This is a genomic window from Brevibacillus ruminantium, from assembly GCF_023746555.1.
Lineage (GTDB): Bacteria > Bacillota > Bacilli > Brevibacillales > Brevibacillaceae > Brevibacillus > Brevibacillus ruminantium.
Window position 1 is genome coordinate 4,062,031 of sequence record NZ_CP098755.1, and the last position, 19,268, is coordinate 4,081,298.

Annotated in this window: 17 protein-coding genes; 1 reads left to right on the forward strand and 16 read right to left on the reverse strand. The window is 50.8% G+C overall.

The features are described from left to right. Positions 1-18: 18 nt before the first annotated feature. The 14 genes from NDK47_RS20070 to citZ all read right to left on the reverse strand — a co-directional run bounded on the left by NDK47_RS20070 (position 19) and on the right by citZ (position 16,588). Positions 19-1,599 carry a DHA2 family efflux MFS transporter permease subunit gene (locus NDK47_RS20070; RefSeq protein WP_251871536.1) on the reverse strand — a complete coding sequence of 527 codons (1,581 nt, stop codon included), beginning with the start codon at positions 1,597-1,599 and terminating at the stop codon, positions 19-21. Between the two features lie 14 nt (positions 1,600-1,613). Then, positions 1,614-2,843, reverse strand: a complete 1,230-nt coding sequence (locus NDK47_RS20075; RefSeq protein ID WP_251871537.1) for an efflux RND transporter periplasmic adaptor subunit — start codon at positions 2,841-2,843, stop codon at positions 1,614-1,616. Positions 2,844-2,845: 2 nt separating this feature from the next. Further along, positions 2,846-3,505 (reverse strand): HlyD family efflux transporter periplasmic adaptor subunit, encoded by a 660-nt coding sequence (locus NDK47_RS20080; RefSeq protein WP_251871538.1) that lies wholly within the window; start codon positions 3,503-3,505, stop codon positions 2,846-2,848. Positions 3,506-3,514: 9 nt separating this feature from the next. Next, positions 3,515-3,940 carry a MarR family winged helix-turn-helix transcriptional regulator gene (locus NDK47_RS20085; RefSeq protein ID WP_251871539.1) on the reverse strand — a complete coding sequence of 142 codons (426 nt, stop codon included), beginning with the start codon at positions 3,938-3,940 and terminating at the stop codon, positions 3,515-3,517. 144 nt (positions 3,941-4,084) lie between these two features. Next, positions 4,085-5,035: a VanW family protein gene (locus NDK47_RS20090; protein WP_251871540.1), complete on the reverse strand. Its 951-nt coding sequence runs from the start codon at positions 5,033-5,035 to the stop codon at positions 4,085-4,087. A gap of 70 nt (positions 5,036-5,105) precedes the next feature. Further along, positions 5,106-6,188, reverse strand: a complete 1,083-nt coding sequence (locus NDK47_RS20095) for a hypothetical protein (protein WP_251871541.1) — start codon at positions 6,186-6,188, stop codon at positions 5,106-5,108. A 249-nt stretch (positions 6,189-6,437) separates the two neighbouring features. Next, a complete protein-coding gene (gene phoU / locus NDK47_RS20100; protein WP_251871542.1) occupies positions 6,438-7,094 on the reverse strand; it encodes a phosphate signaling complex protein PhoU in 657 nt (218 codons plus the stop codon). A 106-nt stretch (positions 7,095-7,200) separates the two neighbouring features. Further along, positions 7,201-8,967, reverse strand: coding sequence for a two-component system histidine kinase PnpS (gene pnpS / locus NDK47_RS20105; protein WP_251871543.1), 1,767 nt, complete (start codon positions 8,965-8,967; stop codon positions 7,201-7,203). A gap of 16 nt (positions 8,968-8,983) precedes the next feature. Continuing rightward, on the reverse strand, positions 8,984-9,679 hold the full coding sequence (locus tag NDK47_RS20110) for a response regulator transcription factor (RefSeq protein WP_251871544.1): 696 nt from the start codon (positions 9,677-9,679) through the stop codon (positions 8,984-8,986). Positions 9,680-9,986: 307 nt separating this feature from the next. After that, positions 9,987-11,291, reverse strand: coding sequence for a (Fe-S)-binding protein (locus tag NDK47_RS20115; protein ID WP_251871545.1), 1,305 nt, complete (start codon positions 11,289-11,291; stop codon positions 9,987-9,989). Between the two features lie 4 nt (positions 11,292-11,295). Further along, the gene (locus NDK47_RS20120; protein WP_251871546.1) at positions 11,296-12,720 is read right to left on the reverse strand and encodes an FAD-binding oxidoreductase; all 1,425 of its coding nucleotides are present in this window, start codon (positions 12,718-12,720) and stop codon (positions 11,296-11,298) included. Between the two features lie 314 nt (positions 12,721-13,034). Continuing rightward, positions 13,035-13,973 (reverse strand): malate dehydrogenase, encoded by a 939-nt coding sequence (mdh, locus tag NDK47_RS20125; RefSeq protein ID WP_251871547.1) that lies wholly within the window; start codon positions 13,971-13,973, stop codon positions 13,035-13,037. 67 nt (positions 13,974-14,040) lie between these two features. Further along, a complete protein-coding gene (gene icd, locus NDK47_RS20130) occupies positions 14,041-15,324 on the reverse strand; it encodes an NADP-dependent isocitrate dehydrogenase (RefSeq protein ID WP_251871548.1) in 1,284 nt (427 codons plus the stop codon). A 151-nt stretch (positions 15,325-15,475) separates the two neighbouring features. Beyond that, positions 15,476-16,588 carry a citrate synthase gene (citZ, locus tag NDK47_RS20135; RefSeq protein ID WP_251871549.1) on the reverse strand — a complete coding sequence of 371 codons (1,113 nt, stop codon included), beginning with the start codon at positions 16,586-16,588 and terminating at the stop codon, positions 15,476-15,478. 511 nt (positions 16,589-17,099) lie between these two features. Here citZ and ytvI point away from each other — a divergent pair. Next, positions 17,100-18,221 (forward strand): sporulation integral membrane protein YtvI, encoded by a 1,122-nt coding sequence (gene ytvI / locus NDK47_RS20140; protein ID WP_251871550.1) that lies wholly within the window; start codon positions 17,100-17,102, stop codon positions 18,219-18,221. A 124-nt stretch (positions 18,222-18,345) separates the two neighbouring features. Here the strand turns inward: ytvI and NDK47_RS20145 are convergent, their stop codons facing one another. Together NDK47_RS20145 and NDK47_RS20150 are read right to left on the reverse strand one after the other, a co-directional pair. After that, complete coding sequence (locus NDK47_RS20145; protein ID WP_407653322.1) at positions 18,346-18,744, reverse strand: FxsA family protein; 399 nt, start codon at positions 18,742-18,744, stop codon at positions 18,346-18,348. A gap of 1 nt (position 18,745) precedes the next feature. Further along, positions 18,746-19,177 carry an acyl-CoA thioesterase gene (locus NDK47_RS20150; protein ID WP_251871551.1) on the reverse strand — a complete coding sequence of 144 codons (432 nt, stop codon included), beginning with the start codon at positions 19,175-19,177 and terminating at the stop codon, positions 18,746-18,748. Positions 19,178-19,268: the final 91 nt, after the last annotated feature.

Sequence of the window (19,268 nt, forward strand, 5' to 3'; positions counted from 1 at the left end):
CCAACCCTTTTTCATGGATCAGGCTGCAGCCTTTTCCTTGGCTTGCGGTGCATCCGGTTTTTTCGGTTTCTTATGCATGAAGAAAATCAAAGGAAGTGAACAGAAAATCGGAATAGCGGAGAACAGCATCGCATCTGCGATCCCCCTGACGGTCGCTTCTCTCATCATCATCCCGATCAGGACAGAGCTGGCGCCACCTTGTGCAGTCGCAGCATCCACGCCTGCCTGTGCATAAATCCCGGTCAAGCCCTTGATGAATTCCAAAGCCGTCGTTGAGGTAATCGAAATACTTTCCGAAATCGTTACGGAATGAAAATTGGTGCGCGTCGTCATCACCATGGTCAAAATGGCGATTCCAAACGAGCTCATCACCTGACGAATAACGTTGGACAGAGAAGAGGCTTTCCCCACGATCTGGCGGGGCACCGCATTCATCCCGACCGTAGAGAGGGTCATCATACAAAGCCCGATTCCCAATCCGCGGATGGTCATGATCGTGTTGATCAGATGGTGCGGGGTGTCGATTTCCAGGTTGTGCAGCTCGTAGGTGGTTACGCCCATTACGGTCAACCCCACCAGAGCGATCGGTCCAATCCCGAATTTATCGAGCAGCTTCCCGCCGACCGGCATCATGACTGCCATTGCAATAGACTGCGGCATCAGCAGCAAACCGGAGTCCATCGCCGTCATGCCCTGGATGTTTTGCAGGAAGAGCGGCATCATGAAGATCGCTCCCATCATCCCCATCATGACGAAGCCGGAGGTAATGACACTGAGTGTAAAGATCGGGATTTTGAACAAACTGAGATCGAGCAGGGGCTCCTCCTTCCCCAGCTCTACCCAGATGAAGAGTGCCATGCTGGAGAAGGCGGTGAAAAGCAGGCTGACGATGTAGAAAGAAGTCCAGCCTTCTGACTGCCCTTTACTCAAGGCGAGCAGCAATGTTCCAAAGGCGATAATAGAGAGTATCGCTCCCGAATAGTCAAATTTCAAGTCGGGTTTTTTCGTCGTTTCTTTTAGAAGTGCGCTGCTCATGATGATCGCAAAAATACCAAAAGGAACACTGATGAGGAACAAAAATTTCCAGCTCAAATATTGAATGAGATAGCCGCCAAAGGTCGGTCCTACTGCCGGAGCCACCATCGAGGCAATCCCGAAAAGGCCAAGCGCCATCCCGATCTTTTCCCGCGGAACCACCATGTAAATCATCGACATCCCGATTGGCATGATGAATCCGCCGGTCAAGCCTTGAATAATCCGGAAAGCGATGATACTGGTATCACTCCAGGCCAGCGCACATAGTACGGAAGACGCAGTAAAACCGATCAGGGAGGTCAGAAAGATCTTCTTGTAACCAAATTTATCTCCGAGGGACCCACTCATCGGAATGACGACCGCGTTGGCCAGCATGTACCCCGTCAAGACCCATTGGATCGTATCTGTGGTAGAACCAAACACATTAACCAGCGTGGGCAAAGCGACGTTGATCAGGCTGTTGTTCAAAATCGCAACGAAGGTCCCCATGAGAATGGCCAGGAGTGTCAACCACATCCCGCCGTTTCCACTGTCCTTCTGCTGCTGAGCCGTTGCTTCTGCCATTGTTTTCACCTCCGCTAGTTGACGATTACCTTACCGCCCTCGGTCAAGGAATCAGTCGGTGTCAATACCAAACGATCGTTTTGGGAAACGCCTTGTGTCACAGCCGTCCATTCTCCAGATGTTTCGCCAATGGAGACTTCTACCTGGTGTACGACATCTTGATCGACTTTAAACACATAATGCTTGTTGTCTTTCGTCACGATGGCAGCAGCAGGCACTTTCCATCCCGTTACAGCCTCGCTCTGGTTTGGCAGGGTGACTTCTGCCAGCATCCCGGCACGCAGCTCGCCATCCTTATTGTCCACCACCACTTTGATTGGGAAAGAACTGCTGTTTACATCAGAAATCGGGCTGACAAAGTCTACGGTACCCTTCAGCACTTTGCCCAGACTGCTGACGTTTACGTCCACCTGATCACCTACTTTGACCTGGTTGATTTGCTCAGCAGGGATGCTTGCCTCTACCTTCACCTGGTCCATATTCACCAACACCAGCAGAGGTGCGCCTGGTTGGGCCATTTCCCCCGGTTCAATGCTCTTGCGGGCTACGACCCCGCTGATGGGTGCCTGAATTTGCGTATTTTGGTATGTGTTTTTGGCCATTTCCAGAGAGGATTGCAGACGGCTTACCTCTGCTTGCAGGGCAGCAACCGTATCCGATGTTGGGCCCGCTTTGCCCAGATCATACGCCGCCTCTGCCTGTTGAACAGCCGTTCTTGCTTTTTCCAGCTCAAGTCCGGACTTTTCGAACTCCGCCTGGGAAATCGCTCCGGAATCAAAAAGGGCCTTCATCCGGTTTTGCGTATTTTCTGCAACCTGCAGCGTCGCTTTGGCTTGTTCCACGTTGCTTGCCAGACGCTGCAGCTCCTGCGTGCGGGTGCCTGCCTGTGTATCGCGCAATCTCGCCTGGGCACTGGCAATCGCGGCCTGGGCTTGCTTTGTTTGCTCCAGATAATCAGAAGCATCCAGCGCAATGAGAATATCGCCCTTGTGTACGACTGAACCTTCTTTCACGTTCACCTGTGCCACTTTTCCGGCCAGTTTGGAAACGACCTGAACCTGATCGGCTGCGGTGATTTTCCCGTTGGAGATGCTACTGGCGCCTGTCATGTCCGCTTTCCATACCTTTACAACCGGAATATTCTCAGAGGGTCCGGCTGCTGACGGCTGACTGCATCCAGCCGCGAACAGCGAAACAGCTGCCAAGACAGTTCCAAGCGTTTTCCATTGTCTCGCTTTTTGCATGGTTACATCTCCTTCACGTACACTTTGATTTCTGCATTCAAACCAGCGGCCAGATGAAGTCCAGCAGGATCATCAATCGCGATCTTGATCGGAATGCGTTGCGTGACTTTGGTAAAGTTTCCACTCGTACTTACAGCAGGCATCAGCGAAAATGTCGAGTTGGTCGCCTGTCCGATTTCGCTCAGATGGCCGACCAGCTTTGTATTGGGATAAGCATCGAGAACAATGTCTACCTTTTGCCCAAGCTTCAATCGGTTCAGCTCTGTCTCTTCCACATTGGCAGAAACATACAGCTTGGATTCATCAATCACCATGGCAATGGATTGACCCGGGGAGACAACCTCGCCTTCTTTTGCCAAGGTTTTGATCACTTTTCCTGTAATCGGTGCGCGAAGCAGTGCGTTTTCCAGGAGGTTGGTGGTCAGGTTGGTCGTATCCTGCTGACCGACGATCTGATCGGAGACTACCGTATCTCCCTCCATAATACTCAGCTTCTGCAGCTTGCCGGAAATACGCGGCATGACACGGTAAATATCGGCGGAAATCCGCGCGTCTTGCGTCTTCACGAAGTGGCTACCCTGATACCAGTAGTAGTAACCAATGCCTCCTCCTCCGGCGATGATCAGGAGCAAGATGACAGACAGGATTAGTTTTCGCTTCATGGTTTCTCCTCAGCTTTCTTTCTCTAGTTTTGAGATCAAGGTTTCCAGGGCGCGAACGATTTGCTCCAACTCAGCATCGGAAAAATCGCTAAACAGCGTGTTGTAAAACGCTTCCGAAAAAATGGGCAATTTCTCAAATTGCTCCTGCAATTTTTTCGTCGTGCTGATCCAGACGACACGACGATCCTTTTCGTCTCTTTTTCTCTCTACCAGCTTATCCCGCTCCAACCGGTCAATGATGCCTGAAACAGTACTGTATGAAAGATCAACGGTTTTGCTGATTTGGCCGATAGTCAAGCTGTCAGTCTTAAGGGCTCGCAGTACCATCAGTTGTGGAACAGTTAAACCAAATTTTTCCAGCTCTCTGGCCGCTATCGTGTTAATCGTCTTGTTCAGGCGTTTTAATAGGTCACGGATGGTTACTGGCTTGTTCATGATTCGCCTCCTCTCTAATTTATTTCGTGCACGAAATTTTACCACACGAAACACTATACGGGTTTTTGGGTAGAATTTCAACTTAATTTTTGTACTTTCAAAGAAAACAGCACTCCGACGTCGGGGTGCTGTCTGCTGTTCTCTTTATGGCAGCGGCGGTACGGCGTTTGCATGCGGATCAATACTGTCCGATGGCGTTTCCTCCGGCAGTTCAGATTGAACACTTGGCACGCTTCTCGGCTCATACTCGATCTCGGGAAAAGAATGGATCGTCACCATCATTCTCCCGTGGCCGGAATGAGCGCGAATCAAAATCGGGTGCGCGTATCTGTTTTGAAAAACGAAATCAGGACCCCACCAGCTTACCGTAGCATCTCTTCCCGGTGGCACATAAGGAACATGACGACTGTGCGAATATCGTTTGATTATATGCAGTCCTGCTTGATCGACTGCATTAAAAAGCGTTGATGAGACCTGACAGATACCTCCTCCGATCCCTTCGGAAAGCTCCCCTTTGACAATGATCGGGGCATCGAGATAGCCTTTTTCTCTCGTCCGCTGTCCAACGACTTTATTGAAGGAAAAGGTTTCACCAGGAAGGACGACATAATTATTGATCGACTTTGTGGCAAGCGAGATATTGTATGAACGATTGTAGTTGTTCGGATTAAAATACGTGGTATAGTAACCAATCTGCCGCTTCCGCACCTCCTGGAGCAAGGCGCGATCCACTCGCGGCCAAATTTCCCGTACCACCGGCGAGATCTCAGCCGGGCCATTGCCGTAGAAATATTCATAGACCTGCCCCCAAAATACCTGGCGATCCAGAGCGCGGCCTCGTTGTTCCGGAATAATCTGCCCTTGCTCATTGATGATGGCATTAACCGGGGGCTTGTACACTTTTTTTTCTATTGTTTTGCGGACCTCATCCAGTCTGGCTTCGTCCACCAGCGGAACGCCGGAAAAGGGAAGCGTGTAATCCGCGCGATCCACATAGGCGAGCGGGTTTCCTTTCCAGGTAATCCGAAGAAAATCGGTTGCGTCCAAAGGAGTTTGTCCGAGAATAAGTAGTGCCAACCAAAAAGAAAACCCCATCCGGCTGCTCACCTCCTTAGGGTAGTATGAGCAGTCAGAGAGGTTTCATGCGACGGTAGAACAACAGCTATTACACGTCCAGCACACGGACAATAGCCGCTCTTATTTCCGCCACTCTCTCTTGATCCGTCGCATCCAGATACAGCCGGGACAGAAGGAGGCGAGCCTCCTGGGCCTCTTTTAGATGCGCGGTTCCCTTTTTCGTCGCCTCTTTGTACCGCACGCGATATTTTTCCAGTTTTTCTTTGTATTTCTCATCTGTCCCTGGCGCAATGGCTCTGGCGTACATATCGATGATTTCGTCCGAGTCGCGCTCGGCAAAGTACTCATGGGGCGCGGTGCTGTCAAAAATGGCCAGCCCTCGCTCAGGCACGACCACCATATCCAGGCTGTTCGGGTCCAATCCGCAATGGTATACCTCTGCATCAAAACCGCGCTGCTCTGCTTCTGCAACCAGCCTTTTGAGGATCGTCGATTTTCCGGAACCCGGTCTGCCTTTGATCAGATAGCGTTTCGGCACGACCTCTGTGAGATTGGGGACAAAATCATGCGGGCCTTCTGGCGTGGCCGCTCCCAGATACATGCGTCTGATCGTGCTTTCTTTTTCTGCATACGCATCTCCGAAGAACAATCGCAACACCTCGTCGCACACCCGATTGGCCTGCTCTCTGTCGAGATGGGCAATAAAGACAGACTCCCATTCCTCATGCACCCGAAGGGCTTCGGCAAAAGCGTGCTGTGCACGTTCCGTTTCCACGTGTACCTTCTCTTGCAGGGCCAGGATGTCATCTTTGTGGCGGACCAGCCTTTCTTTGCTCACGACTCTCTGGAGATCCACATAGATTTCCCTTAATCCGGGGGCTTGGGGCTTGAGCTGACGCGGGTAGCTTCCGTCGACGACAGCTGCCTTCCACTCGGGGATCACGACCCCGTCGATCGCTCCTGTGACAAACGGGGAGTGAATCCACTCCACCAGCTTGACTTGATGCACTGCTTTTTCACCAATCGCCTGGATGAGCGAGGAAGGGAGCCCTTCCACATCACCCGTCAGCACAATTCGCTTGGTAATTCCGCTCAGTACAGAATCCAAAAAGGAACGATATCCTCTTGCTGTATTTCCGCCTGCATAGATATGCCGCACGCGTTGATTCATAGCGATCCCTCCTGTAGATAAGCTGAATCCTTCGGTCTGATTCGTTATATCGTATGCAGCACTCTTCGGTTAGGCGAATGTCCTGTGCGAACTCGCTTTGATCCTCCCATCTGCTAGAGCAGGGCTCTACAGTCGCACTGTGACTCTTTCGGAGAGGACAGTTCGCATTCTGACAAAAAGACCGCTGTATCCGATACAGCGGTCTTTCACTCCCCTTCCCGAGGGATGGCTTTCTATGGAATTACTCCATTACTTGTTCAAATCAGTCATTTTGCCCGTGCTCATATAGATGATCCATTCGCAGATGTTGGTGACATGATCGGCGATGCGCTCCAGATACTGCGCCACGAGCAACAGATGGGTTCCTTGTGAAATAGACTGCTTGTTTTTGGTCATCACATCAATCAGATCGTGGAAGATCGTGGAGAACAGCTTGTCAACGATGTCATCCCGCATGGCGATTTCTTCGGCCGCCTGTTTGTCCAGCCCGATATAGGCGTTTAGACTGTCCCGAACCATTGCTTTTACATGGTCAGCCATCAAGGGAATATCGATCAATGGCTTTACATACGGCTCTGCCATCAGTCTGCGTGTTGTTTTCGCGATGGAAACGGCGTGATCCCCCATCCGCTCCAGGTCCGTCACCAGCTTCAGCATGGTGCCCAGCCGGCGCAGATCCCCTCCCACCGGCTGTTGAAGCGCAATCATCTGAAAGCAGCCTATTTCGATTTCTTGCTCCAGCTCGTTGATCAGATGATCGCTGGCAATCACTTGCTCGGCAAGCTGGATATCGCGCTCCACCAGGCTTTTGATGGATTTATGAATGGCTTCTTCCACCAATGTTCCCATCGACATCAGTTTCCGATGTAATCCGTCGAGCTGCTCTTCGAATACATGTCTTGTCATACCCTGTTTTCCCTCCCATTCTCTGTCACGACCATGGTACAAGGGGAATGTATACCACAGGTAAAGGGATTGTTATCTTTGTGTAAAGGTTTCTGACAAAGACTGTTTACCAATTGATCGGAAGCGTTACCGTAAACGTGGTGCCTTTTCCCTCCGTGCTTTTCACCGTAATCTGTCCGTGCAGATTTTCTACCAGATGCTTGACGATGGCCAGTCCCAGCCCTGTCCCTCCAGAATCTCTGCTCCGCGCCCTGTCTACGCGATAGAACCGCTCAAAAATGCGGGGCAAATCGGTCTCGGGTATGCCGATGCCCGTATCCTTGACCCGGATCTCCACCTGCTCCTTTTCCTGGTGAAGCTCCAGGGAGATAGCACCGCCCTCGGGTGTATACACGACGGCATTGGTGACGAGGTTCAGGATGATCTGTTGCAGGCAGTCCTTGTCTGTGGTCAGCGTAATTCTGGGTTCTGGCTTCGGCAGTTGGATGGAGATTTGCTTGCGCTGCGCCTGATCCTGCAGCAGCGCTACGGTTGAGCTCATCAAATCCTGTAAATCGACCTCGGCGACATGGAGGGCAATCCGTCTTTGCTCGATTTTGGAGAGGTCCAAGATATCGCGGATCATCCGGTACAACCGTTCGCTTTCATCGTAGATGATCTGCAGGAAATTACGGCAGGTCTCTTCGTCTTGCATCGCCCCATCCAGAAGCGTTTCCGTAAAACCTTTAATCGATGTGATGGGGGTGCGCAGCTCATGCGAGACGTTGGCGACAAAATCACTGCGCATCTTCTCCAGACGACGGACCTCGGTAAAGTCATGCAGCACCACAACGACACCCTTCGCCTCTCCCTTGAAGTTGATATACGGTGCAAAATTGACGTCGAGGATTTTCTCCTGTGGATAGTAAATATGAATTTCTTGCCGAAACTTTTCACCGCGGTCCAGGCAGCGGTCAATATACTTGCTGAGGCCGAAGTTTTTTCCGGCTTCGATGTGGAGTTTGCCGATCAGGTCATTGGCTGATTTGCCCAAGAGCCTCTCCACAGCAGGGTTTACCAGCATAATCCGACGATGTTCGGAAATAAAGATAACGCCGCTCGACATGTTTGTCAGCACACCGGTAAGCCGTTGCTGATTCTCCGAAATTTCGTACATCTGCTGCTCCAGACTGGAGGCCATAAAATTGATGGCTGATGCAAGCTGTCCGATCTCATCCTTCGCCTTGATTCGCACGCGACTTTCATATTCACGCTGAGTGATGTTGCGGGCGACACGGGTAATTTCTTCGATCGGCCTCGTGATATTGAAAGAAATGCGGGAAACCACGATAGAGGCCAGAATCAGGGTGACCAGCAAGCCCGTCAGCAGGGTGTACCACAAATTATGAACCGTGTCGGTAATGTCCTTCATCGACATGGCCGATCGGACGGCGCCAACCAGGGTATCGTCCGAGAAGATCGGGACCGCTACATACATCATTTCGTAGCCGAGTGTTTCGCTGTAATGCCTGTCAATGCCTGTCTCACCGCGCAGCGCGGCCGCAAATTCCGGACGGCCCGCGTGGTTCTCCATCTCCTCCGGCTTGTGAACATTGTCAAAAAGCACGCGCCCCGTACGGTCGATCACGGTAAGACGGACTTCCTCTTCGGGTGCTACCTGCTGCACTCTTTCTGCCAATTCGCTCTTGTCCCCCAGGACCTTGGGAAAGCGGACGGACTGGGCGACCAGCTTGGATTCACGCGTCAATAGTTCACTTAACGTATCCAGGTAGTAGCGCTCCAGGACCTTGGCAAAGTACATGCCCATGACAAGCAGGACGATAGAGATCAGGCCAAGTATGGTTAAAGTTAGTTTGATTCGAAAGCGTGTCAAGGAACCAGGCCTCCCGTCAGCCTTCCAGCTTATACCCTAATCCGCGGACTGTTTTGATATAGCGGGGGTTCTTGGTGTCATCCTCCAGCTTTTCACGCAAGTGGCTTACATGCACATCGACGATCCGGGAATCCCCGATAAAATCGTAATTCCATACGGCGTTCAGCAGTTGGTCGCGGGTAAGCACGCGTCCATGGTGATTTGCGAGGTAATGGAGCAATTCAAACTCCTTGGGGGTCAGCTCCACCTTTTCCGTACCACGGTACACTTCGTATTTTTCTGGATAAATGCGTATTTCCCCAAACTGCAGGACTACCTCATCAGGTGTGGCGACAGTCTCAGGAGCCGTTTGGGTGCGACGAAGAATGGCTTTTACCCGTGCGATCACTTCTCTGGGACTAAAAGGCTTCGTCAGGTAGTCGTCAGCCCCCAGCTCCAACCCCAGAATCTTGTCCAATTCATCATCCTTGGCGGTCAACATCAAAATAGGGGTATTATTTCGCTCCTGACGCAATTGCTTACAGACATCCATGCCTTCCAGTTTCGGCAGCATCCAGTCAAGAATAATAAAATCGGGCTGTTCCGTACGTGCCATATCCAATGCCTGTTTTCCATCAAAGGCGGTCACTACTTGGAATCCCGCTTTTTCCAAGTTAAATTGTAATAATTTGACGATTGATGCTTCGTCATCCACAACAAGAATTTTCGTCACGGTCTTTCCCCCCTACGCTGCCATTTTGGGCTTTTCTCTAGTCTTCTCACTGTCCAGTCTGCCAAACCCCGCATAGGTTAACAAGTTATTTTTTTGTAAAGATTGATAGCTCCTTGTTCCGTATAACCTTCGCTTCATTGGCGGCGACCTGTTGCCGACTGAAGCGGTATCGGCAATGATGTACCGGAGTTTGGACTGGTGGAAAGACAGGAAAACCGCTTGGGCTTAAATGAACAGCCAAGCGGTTTTTGATTTCCGGGGATTGTCTTCCTGGAGGGAGTTCCCGATGAAAAGAGCGCACGATCTCTCAAGAATCTGCAAGCCCGCACGCCTCTGCCAGCAACTCAACCAGATGAACGGCACGCATCTCATTTGCTTTTCCTTCCCGTTGAACACCCAGCTTCATCTGCAGCAGACAACCAGGGTTCGTCGTGACGATGACGGAAGCCTGCGTATCCTTGACGGCCCCCATTTTCACATCCAGCACTTCCATGGATTCTTCATAATGAATCACATTGTATATCCCAGCAGAACCGCAGCACATATTGGGGTTGGCCATCTCGCGGAAGGTCACTCCCGGAATTTGACGGATCAGATCTACCGGCTCCTTGGTCACCTTCTGCACGTTGGTCATATGGCAGGAACGCTGATACGTCACAACTGCTGGAATCGGTTTGTTCAGCGGCAACTCACACTGTCCCAGCACCTGGGTAATGTCCCGCGTCTTGGCCACGAGCGCTTTTGCCCGATCCTCCCACTCTTCGTCTCCATGGAATAGATGGTGGTACTCTACCAGTTGGGCGCCGCATCCTCCAGCATTGTTTACGATAAAATCGACATCCAATTTTTCAAAGGCCTCGATATTTTGCTTCGCCAGCGTCATTGTATCATCGCGACGGCCAGCATGAGCATGCAAGGCCCCGCAGCAGGTTTGCGAAGGAATGACGATGACCTCACAGCCCGCTAAAGCCAGCAATTCCATCGACAGGCGGTTGATCTTTTCAAAAATGGCGTCCATGATGCACCCTTTGAAAAAGGCGACCTTGAATCGCGGCGCCATTCCCGTTGGAGGATGAAACAAGGCAGGTCGCTTCCGACGCTCCGACGGAGAGCTGACCTTTGGCAACACTTCCTCAAAAGCCCAGAGGTTTTCCGGCAAGATATGTGTAAGCTTGCCCTTGTGTGCGACACGTTGCAAACCGGTCCTCTGATACATCCAGATTGCGTCAGCCGCCAAACGCAGCTTTTTGGAGTCCGGGAAAACGTTCTGAAACATCACCTTTTGCGCAAAACGCATCGGTTTGGATGTCTTGCGCTCCTGATAGGATGCCAGCACGTCTCTGGCACCCTCCAAAATCTTGCCGTACTCGACACCCGAAGGACAGGCCGTTTCACAAGCGCGACAGCCCAGGCACAGATCGATCGGCTCTTTCAGCTCATCCAGTGTCAGATGTCCTTCTGCCGCCATTTTCACCAGATTGATCCGCCCGCGAGGCGAATGAGTTTCTTTCTCCATCGTCTGGTAGGTCGGACAAGCCGGTAGACAGTAGCCGCACTGGACACATTGGAAAGTCTCGTCGTAGGGGAGCTTGTGATTGTGTGAATGACTCATCGTTTTACTCCTCCGTCAGATTCAGTTTCTGTCCCGGCTTCGGGAAAATTTTTCCCGGATTCATGATGTTATTTGGATCCCAGCTGTCCTTGATGCGCTTCATCATGTCCAGACCTGCAGTCCCCAGCTCCATTTCCATAAAGGGGGCTTTCATATTGCCGATGCCATGTTCACCAGAGAGTGTGCCTCCCAATTCAATCGCTGCTTGAAAGATTTCCTCCACAGCTTTCTCCACGCGCTGCATCTCTTCTTTGTCGCGTTTGTCAGCCACGATATTGGGATGCAGATTTCCATCGCCTGCGTGACCAAAGACGACGAGGTTCACCTGGTATTTCTCCCGGATTTGTTTCAATCGGGAAAACATCGCAGGAATTTGACTCCGCGGCACCGTTGCATCTTCTGAAATCTTGGTCGGTTTCACACGCGTAATCGCAGGAGAAACCATTTTCCTCGCCTTCCACAGATTGGCCCGCTCAGCAGCCGTGCTTGCGATCTGCACCTGGCGTGCGCCGATGCGCTCGCAAATCTCTGCTGCCTCGCGAATCTCCTCCTCCACAGCCCGCGGATGTCCATCTACCTCGATCAGAATGATCGCTTCCGCATCGACTGGCAAGCCCAGTGGCTCGTAGGACTCGACCGCGATAATGCAAGCCTGGTCCATGATTTCCATCTTGGCTGGCAAAATGCCTGAAGTAAGCACCTTGGAGATCGCTTCACCAGATTTCACGATGTCATCAAAAATGGCCAGCAGGGTTGCCGCTGCCGGAGGCTTGGGGATCAACTGTAGCGTCGCTTCTGTGATCACCCCGAGCGTGCCCTCTGATCCCACCAACAGCTTGGTCAGATCATAGCCCGTCACATTTTTTACCGTTCTTCCACCCGTCCGAATAACTTCTCCTTCTGGTGTGACAACTTCCAGACCCAGGACGTAATCCTTGGTCACTCCGTATTTCAAACCAAGTGGTCCTCCGGAGTTCTCCGCCAGATTGCCGCCGATTGTCGAAACTGCCGAACTGCTGGGATCAGGCGGGTACATCAGCCCCACCTTCTCCGCGGCTTCGTGGATGGCTGCCGTAAGCACCCCTGGCGACACGATGGCGATCAGATCGTCTGCATGTACCTCCAGCTTATGATTCATTTTGGACAAATCCAGCACGATTCCGCCTTCCACCGGCAGCGGACCGCCGGAGAGAGACGTCGATTGACCTCGTGGATACACCGGAATCTTCTGCGCGTTTGCCAGTTTGATGACCGCCGCTACCTCTTCCGTGTTTTTGGGCTGGATGACCACCTCTGGCCAGTACGTACCGAAGGAAGCATCATACGAATACCCCGCCAAATCTTGTTTGTCGGTCAGCAGCCGCTTGGGATCCGGGATGATCTGCCGCAGAGACGCCAGAATTCCCTGATCCACTTTTGAGTATGCCATGTTATGTCACCGCCTATAGTTCGATCTGCAAGTTCACATCAATTCCGCCAATATTTGTATTGAGGTTAGGTGGTCGTGTGGTCAAACCACTAAACCGCAAAAAAATCATACTATATCCATTTCGAAAATCCAAATAATTCAAACATTAATGAACACACAGCATATTACCCTTGGGAACCACCAGGTAATACAGTTCAAAATACAGACTAACGATCAGTTATACAGAAAAAAGGTACAGATTCCTCATTTCCATGAGAAACTGTACCTTTTTGTATCAAAGGGACTTTTTCAATGGCAAATAGCAGTCAAAACACTTATTGCAAAACCTTCATGACATTGCGCACGGATTCCGCTGATTGATCAAGTGCAGCTTTTTCTTCAGCAGTCAGTTCCAGCTCGATAATTTTTTCGATACCTTTGCCGCCAAGCAGCGTTGGCACGCCCAGGTACAGATCGTTGTAGCCGTATTCTCCTTCCAGATAAGCGATGGAAGGCAGGATACGCTTCTTGTCCTTCAGGATCGCTTCTGCCATTTGCACCAGGGAAGCTGCAGGTGCGTAGTAAGCAGAACCGTTGCCCAGCAGGTTCACGATCTCGCCTCCGCCTTTGCGGGTGCGTTCGACGATTGCATCCAAACGATCTTTTGGAATCAGTGTTTCGAGCGGGATACCGCCTGCGTAAGAGTAGCGTACCAATGGAACCATGTCGTCACCATGTCCGCCCAGTACAAAGCCGGTTACATCTTCGACAGATACATTCAGTTCCATCGCGACGAACGTACGGAAACGTGCAGTATCCAGTACGCCGGATTGACCAATTACGCGTTCTTTCGGGAAACCGGATGTTTTGAAGAAGGTGTAAGTCATCGCGTCAACCGGGTTGGAGAGAACCAGCACGATGGAGTTCGGTGCATAGGTTTTCACCTGTTCAGCAACTGAACGCATGATCCCTGCGTTGGTGTTGACCAGATCGTCGCGGGACATGCCTGGTTTGCGAGCAATACCGGCAGTGATGATCACCAGATCTGCGTCTTTGATGTCCGCATAGTCAGACGTACCGGTGATACTCGCATCAAAACCGAGAACCGGAGAAGATTCCATCATGTCAAGCGCTTTCCCTTTGGTTGGGTTTTCCAACTGTGGAATGTCTACGAGAACAACATCTCCCAGCTCTTTTTGACCCAAGATGAATGCGGTTGTTGCACCTGTGAAGCCGCTGCCGATCACTGCGATTTTTTTGCGTTGGAATGCCATGTAAGGTCGCCTCCAATAGCTTTTGTAATTTGGTTTTCTCAATAGACTGCGGTTTGCAAACCAGGAATTACATGTTTTTAATCAGCGCATCAGCGAACTCGGAGCATTTCAGCTCGGTCGCACCTTCCATCAAGCGAGCGAAATCGTACGTAACGGTTTTCGCGGAGATTGTTTTCTCCATAGAATTGATGATCAGATCAGCCGCTTCATTCCAGCCCAAGTGACGAAGCATCATTTCGCCAGAGAGGATCACGGAAGATGGGTTCACTTTGTCCAAACCTGCGTATTTCGGAGCTGTACCGTGGGTTGCTTCGAAAATAGCATGACCGGTCAGGTAGTTGATGTTGGCACCTGGTGCGATACCGATACCGCCCACTTGAGCAGCCAGTGCATCCGATACGTAGTCACCGTTCAAGTTGAGCGTCGCTACGACATCGTATTCTGCCGGACGAGTCAGGATTTGTTGCAGGAAGGCGTCAGCAATCACGTCTTTTACGATGATTTTGCCTGCTGCTTCTGCTTCTTTCTGAGCTTTGTCCGCGTCTCCGCCTTCTGCTTTGATGCGGTCGTACTGAGCCCATGTAAATACTTTGTCGCCGAATTCAGCTTCAGCTACAGCATAGCCCCAGTTTTTGAACGCGCCTTCGGTGAATTTCATGATGTTGCCCTTGTGCACGAGGGTAACGGATTTGCGGTTGTTGTCGATTGCGTAGTTGATGGCTGCGCGAACCAGACGCTCTGTACCGTCTTTGGATACAGGCTTGATACCGATACCGGAAGTTTCCGGGAAGCGGATTTTCTTCACGCCCATCTCGTTTTGCAGGAAGTCGATTACTTTTTTCACTTCCGCTGTTCCTTCAGCCCACTCAACACCCGCGTAGATGTCCTCGGTGTTTTCGCGGAAGATCACCATATCTGTCAATTCAGGATGTTTGACTGGGGAAGGCACGCCGTCAAAGTATTGAACCGGACGCACGCAAGCGTACAGATCGAGCTCTTGGCGAAGCGCAACGTTGATCGAGCGGATACCGCCGCCAACTGGTGTAGTCAGAGGACCTTTGATCGCGATCAGGTACTCGCGAACTGCTGTGAGTGTATCTTCTGGCAGCCACTCACCGTATTGGTTGAAGGACTTTTCACCCGCAAATACTTCAAACCAAGCAATTTTCTTTTCGCCTTTGTATGCTTTTTCTACAGCAGCATCCAGTACGCGTACAGATGCATTCCAGATATCAGGACCCGTACCGTCTCCTTCGATAAATGGGATGATCGGGTTGTTTGGAACTACCAGTTTGCCGTTGTCTACCGTGATTTTTTCACCAGCAGTTGGCTGCGACAGGTTTTTAAACACTATAAATCCCTCCAGTGTATGAAAAATGTTGTGGAAATATTTCCAGACGTAGGAGAACTACCACGCCCAGGTGGTAGTTCTCAAGCTTGCGCTTAGGAATCATTTCTCCATGAGGGATCAAATCTCCTCCACGCTCGGAAAAGCAATGGTCTTATCGGCGGTCGATCGGCACAAAGTGCTGGTTGACCGGTCCTGTATAATCTGCGCGAGGGCGGATCAGACGGTTATTTTCGTACTGCTCCATGATATGCGCAGTCCAGCCAGACATGCGGCTGATTGCAAAGATTGGCGTGAACAGATCGCTCTCCAGACCGAGTGCGATATACACGGATGCGGAGTAGAAGTCTACGTTTGGCTTGAGGCCTTTTTCGCCAGTTACCATGTCTTCCACCTTGGTGGACATTTCGTACAGCTCAGGACGTCCGATCTGTGCGGTCAACGCCTTGGACATTTGTTTCAGCCATTTTGCGCGCGGGTCGCCATCTTTGTAAACGCGGTGACCGAAGCCCATGATTTTGTCCTTGTTGTCCAGCTTTTGACGAATGTAGCCTTCCACTTTATCCAGTGAACCAATCTCAGTGAGCATCGCGGCTACAGCTTCGTTGGCACCGCCATGCAGAGGCCCCTTCAGTGTGCCGATCGCAGACACGATACCGGAATAGATGTCAGTCAGAGTCGCTACTGTTACACGAGCCGCAAAGGTCGAAGCGTTAAACTCATGGTCAGCGTGCAGGATCAACGCAACGTCAAAAGCTTTGACTGCTGTTTCTGTCGGTTCTTCTCCTGTCAGCATGTAAAGGAAATTTTGAGCGATGCCAAAGGAAGGATTGGGAGCAACCGGTTCCAGACCTTTGCGCAGACGAGCAAACGCTGCGACCAAGGTAGGCGTTTGGGCCATCAGACGGATGGATTTCCGGTAGTTCGCCTCTGGATTCATTTCCTGTGCTTCTGCGTCGTAGAGCGCTAGCGAAGAGACAGCTGTGCGCAACGCCGCCATCGGGTGTACGCCTTTCGGATAGCTGCGAATGCTGTCGATAACCTCTTGCGGCACCGCAGCGTTTTCGCCCAGTTGCTTTTTCAAAGCGTCCAGCTGATCGCGCTTCGGTAGGGCTCCATGCCAGAGCAAGTACACAACCTCTTCAAAGGTAGCGTTTTCAGCAAGCTCATCGATGTTGATACCTCCGTAACAAAGTACCCCATCAACAATCGAACAGATCGAAGATTGAGCGGCAACTACGCCTTCAAGTCCACGAGTAGCTGTCATGTAACTCTCTCCTTTTCCTCTCTATGCTATATGTAATTGTCGTGGCGGTTCCTTTTTCGACCACCCTCCACATATGAATGATTGAGAAAATGATTGGCATAATCATTCGCTTTTATCGTAAACGCATATAGTAGGGAGGAAATTCCAGCATGGACTGCTGCCTGTCAATAAAAAGGATCCAACCATAATTCGACACAATTATAAAAGATTATTGCGATTTTGTGAATGATAAAAGTACAAGATGCAAAAATGCATGTCCCAAAGGGAAAACTTGCTAGCACCTATCAGCATACTGCATAATAGTTACAAAATGGTCTTTGACCATTTTGTAATGCAATTTTAATAAAAAACGTCGAGATGTTTTTTACAACTGCATGGTCTTTGACCGTTTTGTAATGGAATTTTAATGAAAAACGTCGAGACGTTTCGATCCCTCGATGAGAGGGGACGTTTTCCGGCATACCGAAATACATAATTCACTGTCCTGTCCAGGTCAGAAAGGAGAGTTCTGTTGAACCGGAGTAACTGGGTTGAACGTTTGTTCCAAATTATTCGGTTTCTATGGGTTTGTCTGCTCATTTACCTCAGCTTTAAGATTGTCGTATTTGCGTCACCTTTACTTTACCCATTTATTATCTCCTTACTCATCGCACTGATTATTCACCGACCCGTGACCTTCCTGACAAAAAAGGCCCGGATTCCCCGGTGGCTCTCTGTTACCCTTGCCCTTCTGCTCCTGATTGCCGTCTCCGGCGGAGTGGTCACGGTAATCATTACGGAGACGGTTGTGGAAATCGGTGAATTGGCGAGAAAACTCCCTGTATTTTCCAGCGAGCTTGCCCAATATTTACAGCGAACGATCTCCCAGGATTTTTTGACGGGCTTCTACGAGCAGATCCAGTGGCTCTACACGCAGCTCGATCTTGAATCGAAGAAAAAGCTGGATAATACCATTGGACAAGGGATCACGTCCATTACACAAACGGGGCAACAACTGATTGTTCAATTTTTAGACAGCTTGAAAAACTTCCTGGTTTCTCTGCCAAATCTTGCGACGGTATCGGTGATTTCCATCCTCGGCGCATTTTTTATCGCGAAAGACTTCTTTCTATGGGAAGCGCGTTTTCGCCGGGTTCTTCCGAGCGGCGTCAACTCGCGGATCGACCAGATATTCAAAGATTTGAAAAGCGCGCTGTTCGGCTTTGTCAAAGCGCAGCTCACCCTGATCTCGTTGACTGCAGCCATCGTCATCATCGGCCTTTTAATTCTGCGGGTGCAGTATGCAGTCACCATCGGGCTTCTGACCGGGCTCGTCGATCTGCTGCCTTATCTGGGCACCGGAACTGTCTTTATCCCCTGGATCATCTATCTGTTTTTCAAAGGGAACTACAGTCTGGTTATCGGCTTGTCCATTCTGTACGGCGTCGTTCTGATCTTCCGGCAGATTATCGAGCCGAAGATCGTCGCAGAGAATGTTGGTCTGGACCCCCTTCTGACACTGGTCGCCCTGTTCGTCGGCTTGCAGCTTTTCGGATTTCTCGGCTTGATCATTGGTCCGGTTTCGCTGGTTTTGATCAACGCTCTGGTGAAAGCCAATGTGTTAACAGACATCTGGAGATACATCAAAGGCTAGTTTAACGGATAGACTCAACTGTTCGTTCCACACAAAAAAGGAGGCGCTTCTGCCTCCTTTTTGTATGAGCAAAACCAACTTATTTTTTTCGTCCCTGCGGCACCGGACACAGCTCCGCTTTTCATCAGCGCCGGAAGAAAAAATGAACCCTTCCCGATGAAATCAAAGACCACAACCATTTTTTCACAAGATGGCGCACGATCATCCTGGTATACGGAATCAGGAAAATAATGCCCACTACATCGGAAAAAAAGCCGGGCATGAGCAGCATAATCCCGCCGGACAGAACCAGCGCTCCATCGATCAGCGTCTCCCCCGGCATCTGCCCTCTGGATAGCTGCAATTGCAGCATCCGCATCACCTGCAGCCCCTGCTGTTTGGCCAGCCAGGCGCCGACAAAACCCGTCAAAAGGACGAGCGCGATGGTATACCAGGGCCCGATTACTTTCCCAACCGCAATCAATCCCCACAGCTCGATGACGGGGATCACGATAAACAGAACAAGCAGGATGCGAAACAGCATGCTATCTCCCTCCTGAACACCGCTCTTGAAGCAGTGCGTATACCTCTGGTTCCGCGCGAGCCAGCCGGATCGGCTTCATTTCCTTGGTTGTAAAGGCGTGCTTCGACACTCCAGAGACGAGCAGTTGTTCATCCTCCATCCGATACAGCTCATAGGCAAACGTCAGACGAACGGCCGAGAGCTCTTCCAGCTTCGTCCGAATTTCCACCCAGTCGTCATACCGGGCGGGCTGCTTATACGAAATCTCAATGTCTGTGACGGGAAGCAGGATTCCCTTGTCCTCCAGACTGCGATAAGTCATGCCTGAATCACGAATAAATTCGGTGCGTCCTACTTCAAACCAGTTGAGGTAATTGGCATGGTACACTACCCCCATTTGGTCGGTTTCACTGTAGCGCACACGGATCTGATGAGCGTGGACATTCGGTTTCAAACGCATCGCTCCTTTCTCATTCGTATTGTACCACAGACAAGGTTTCTTTCTCCGTTTTCGGTTCTCCTCTTTGCTGATTTTCCGCTTTTCA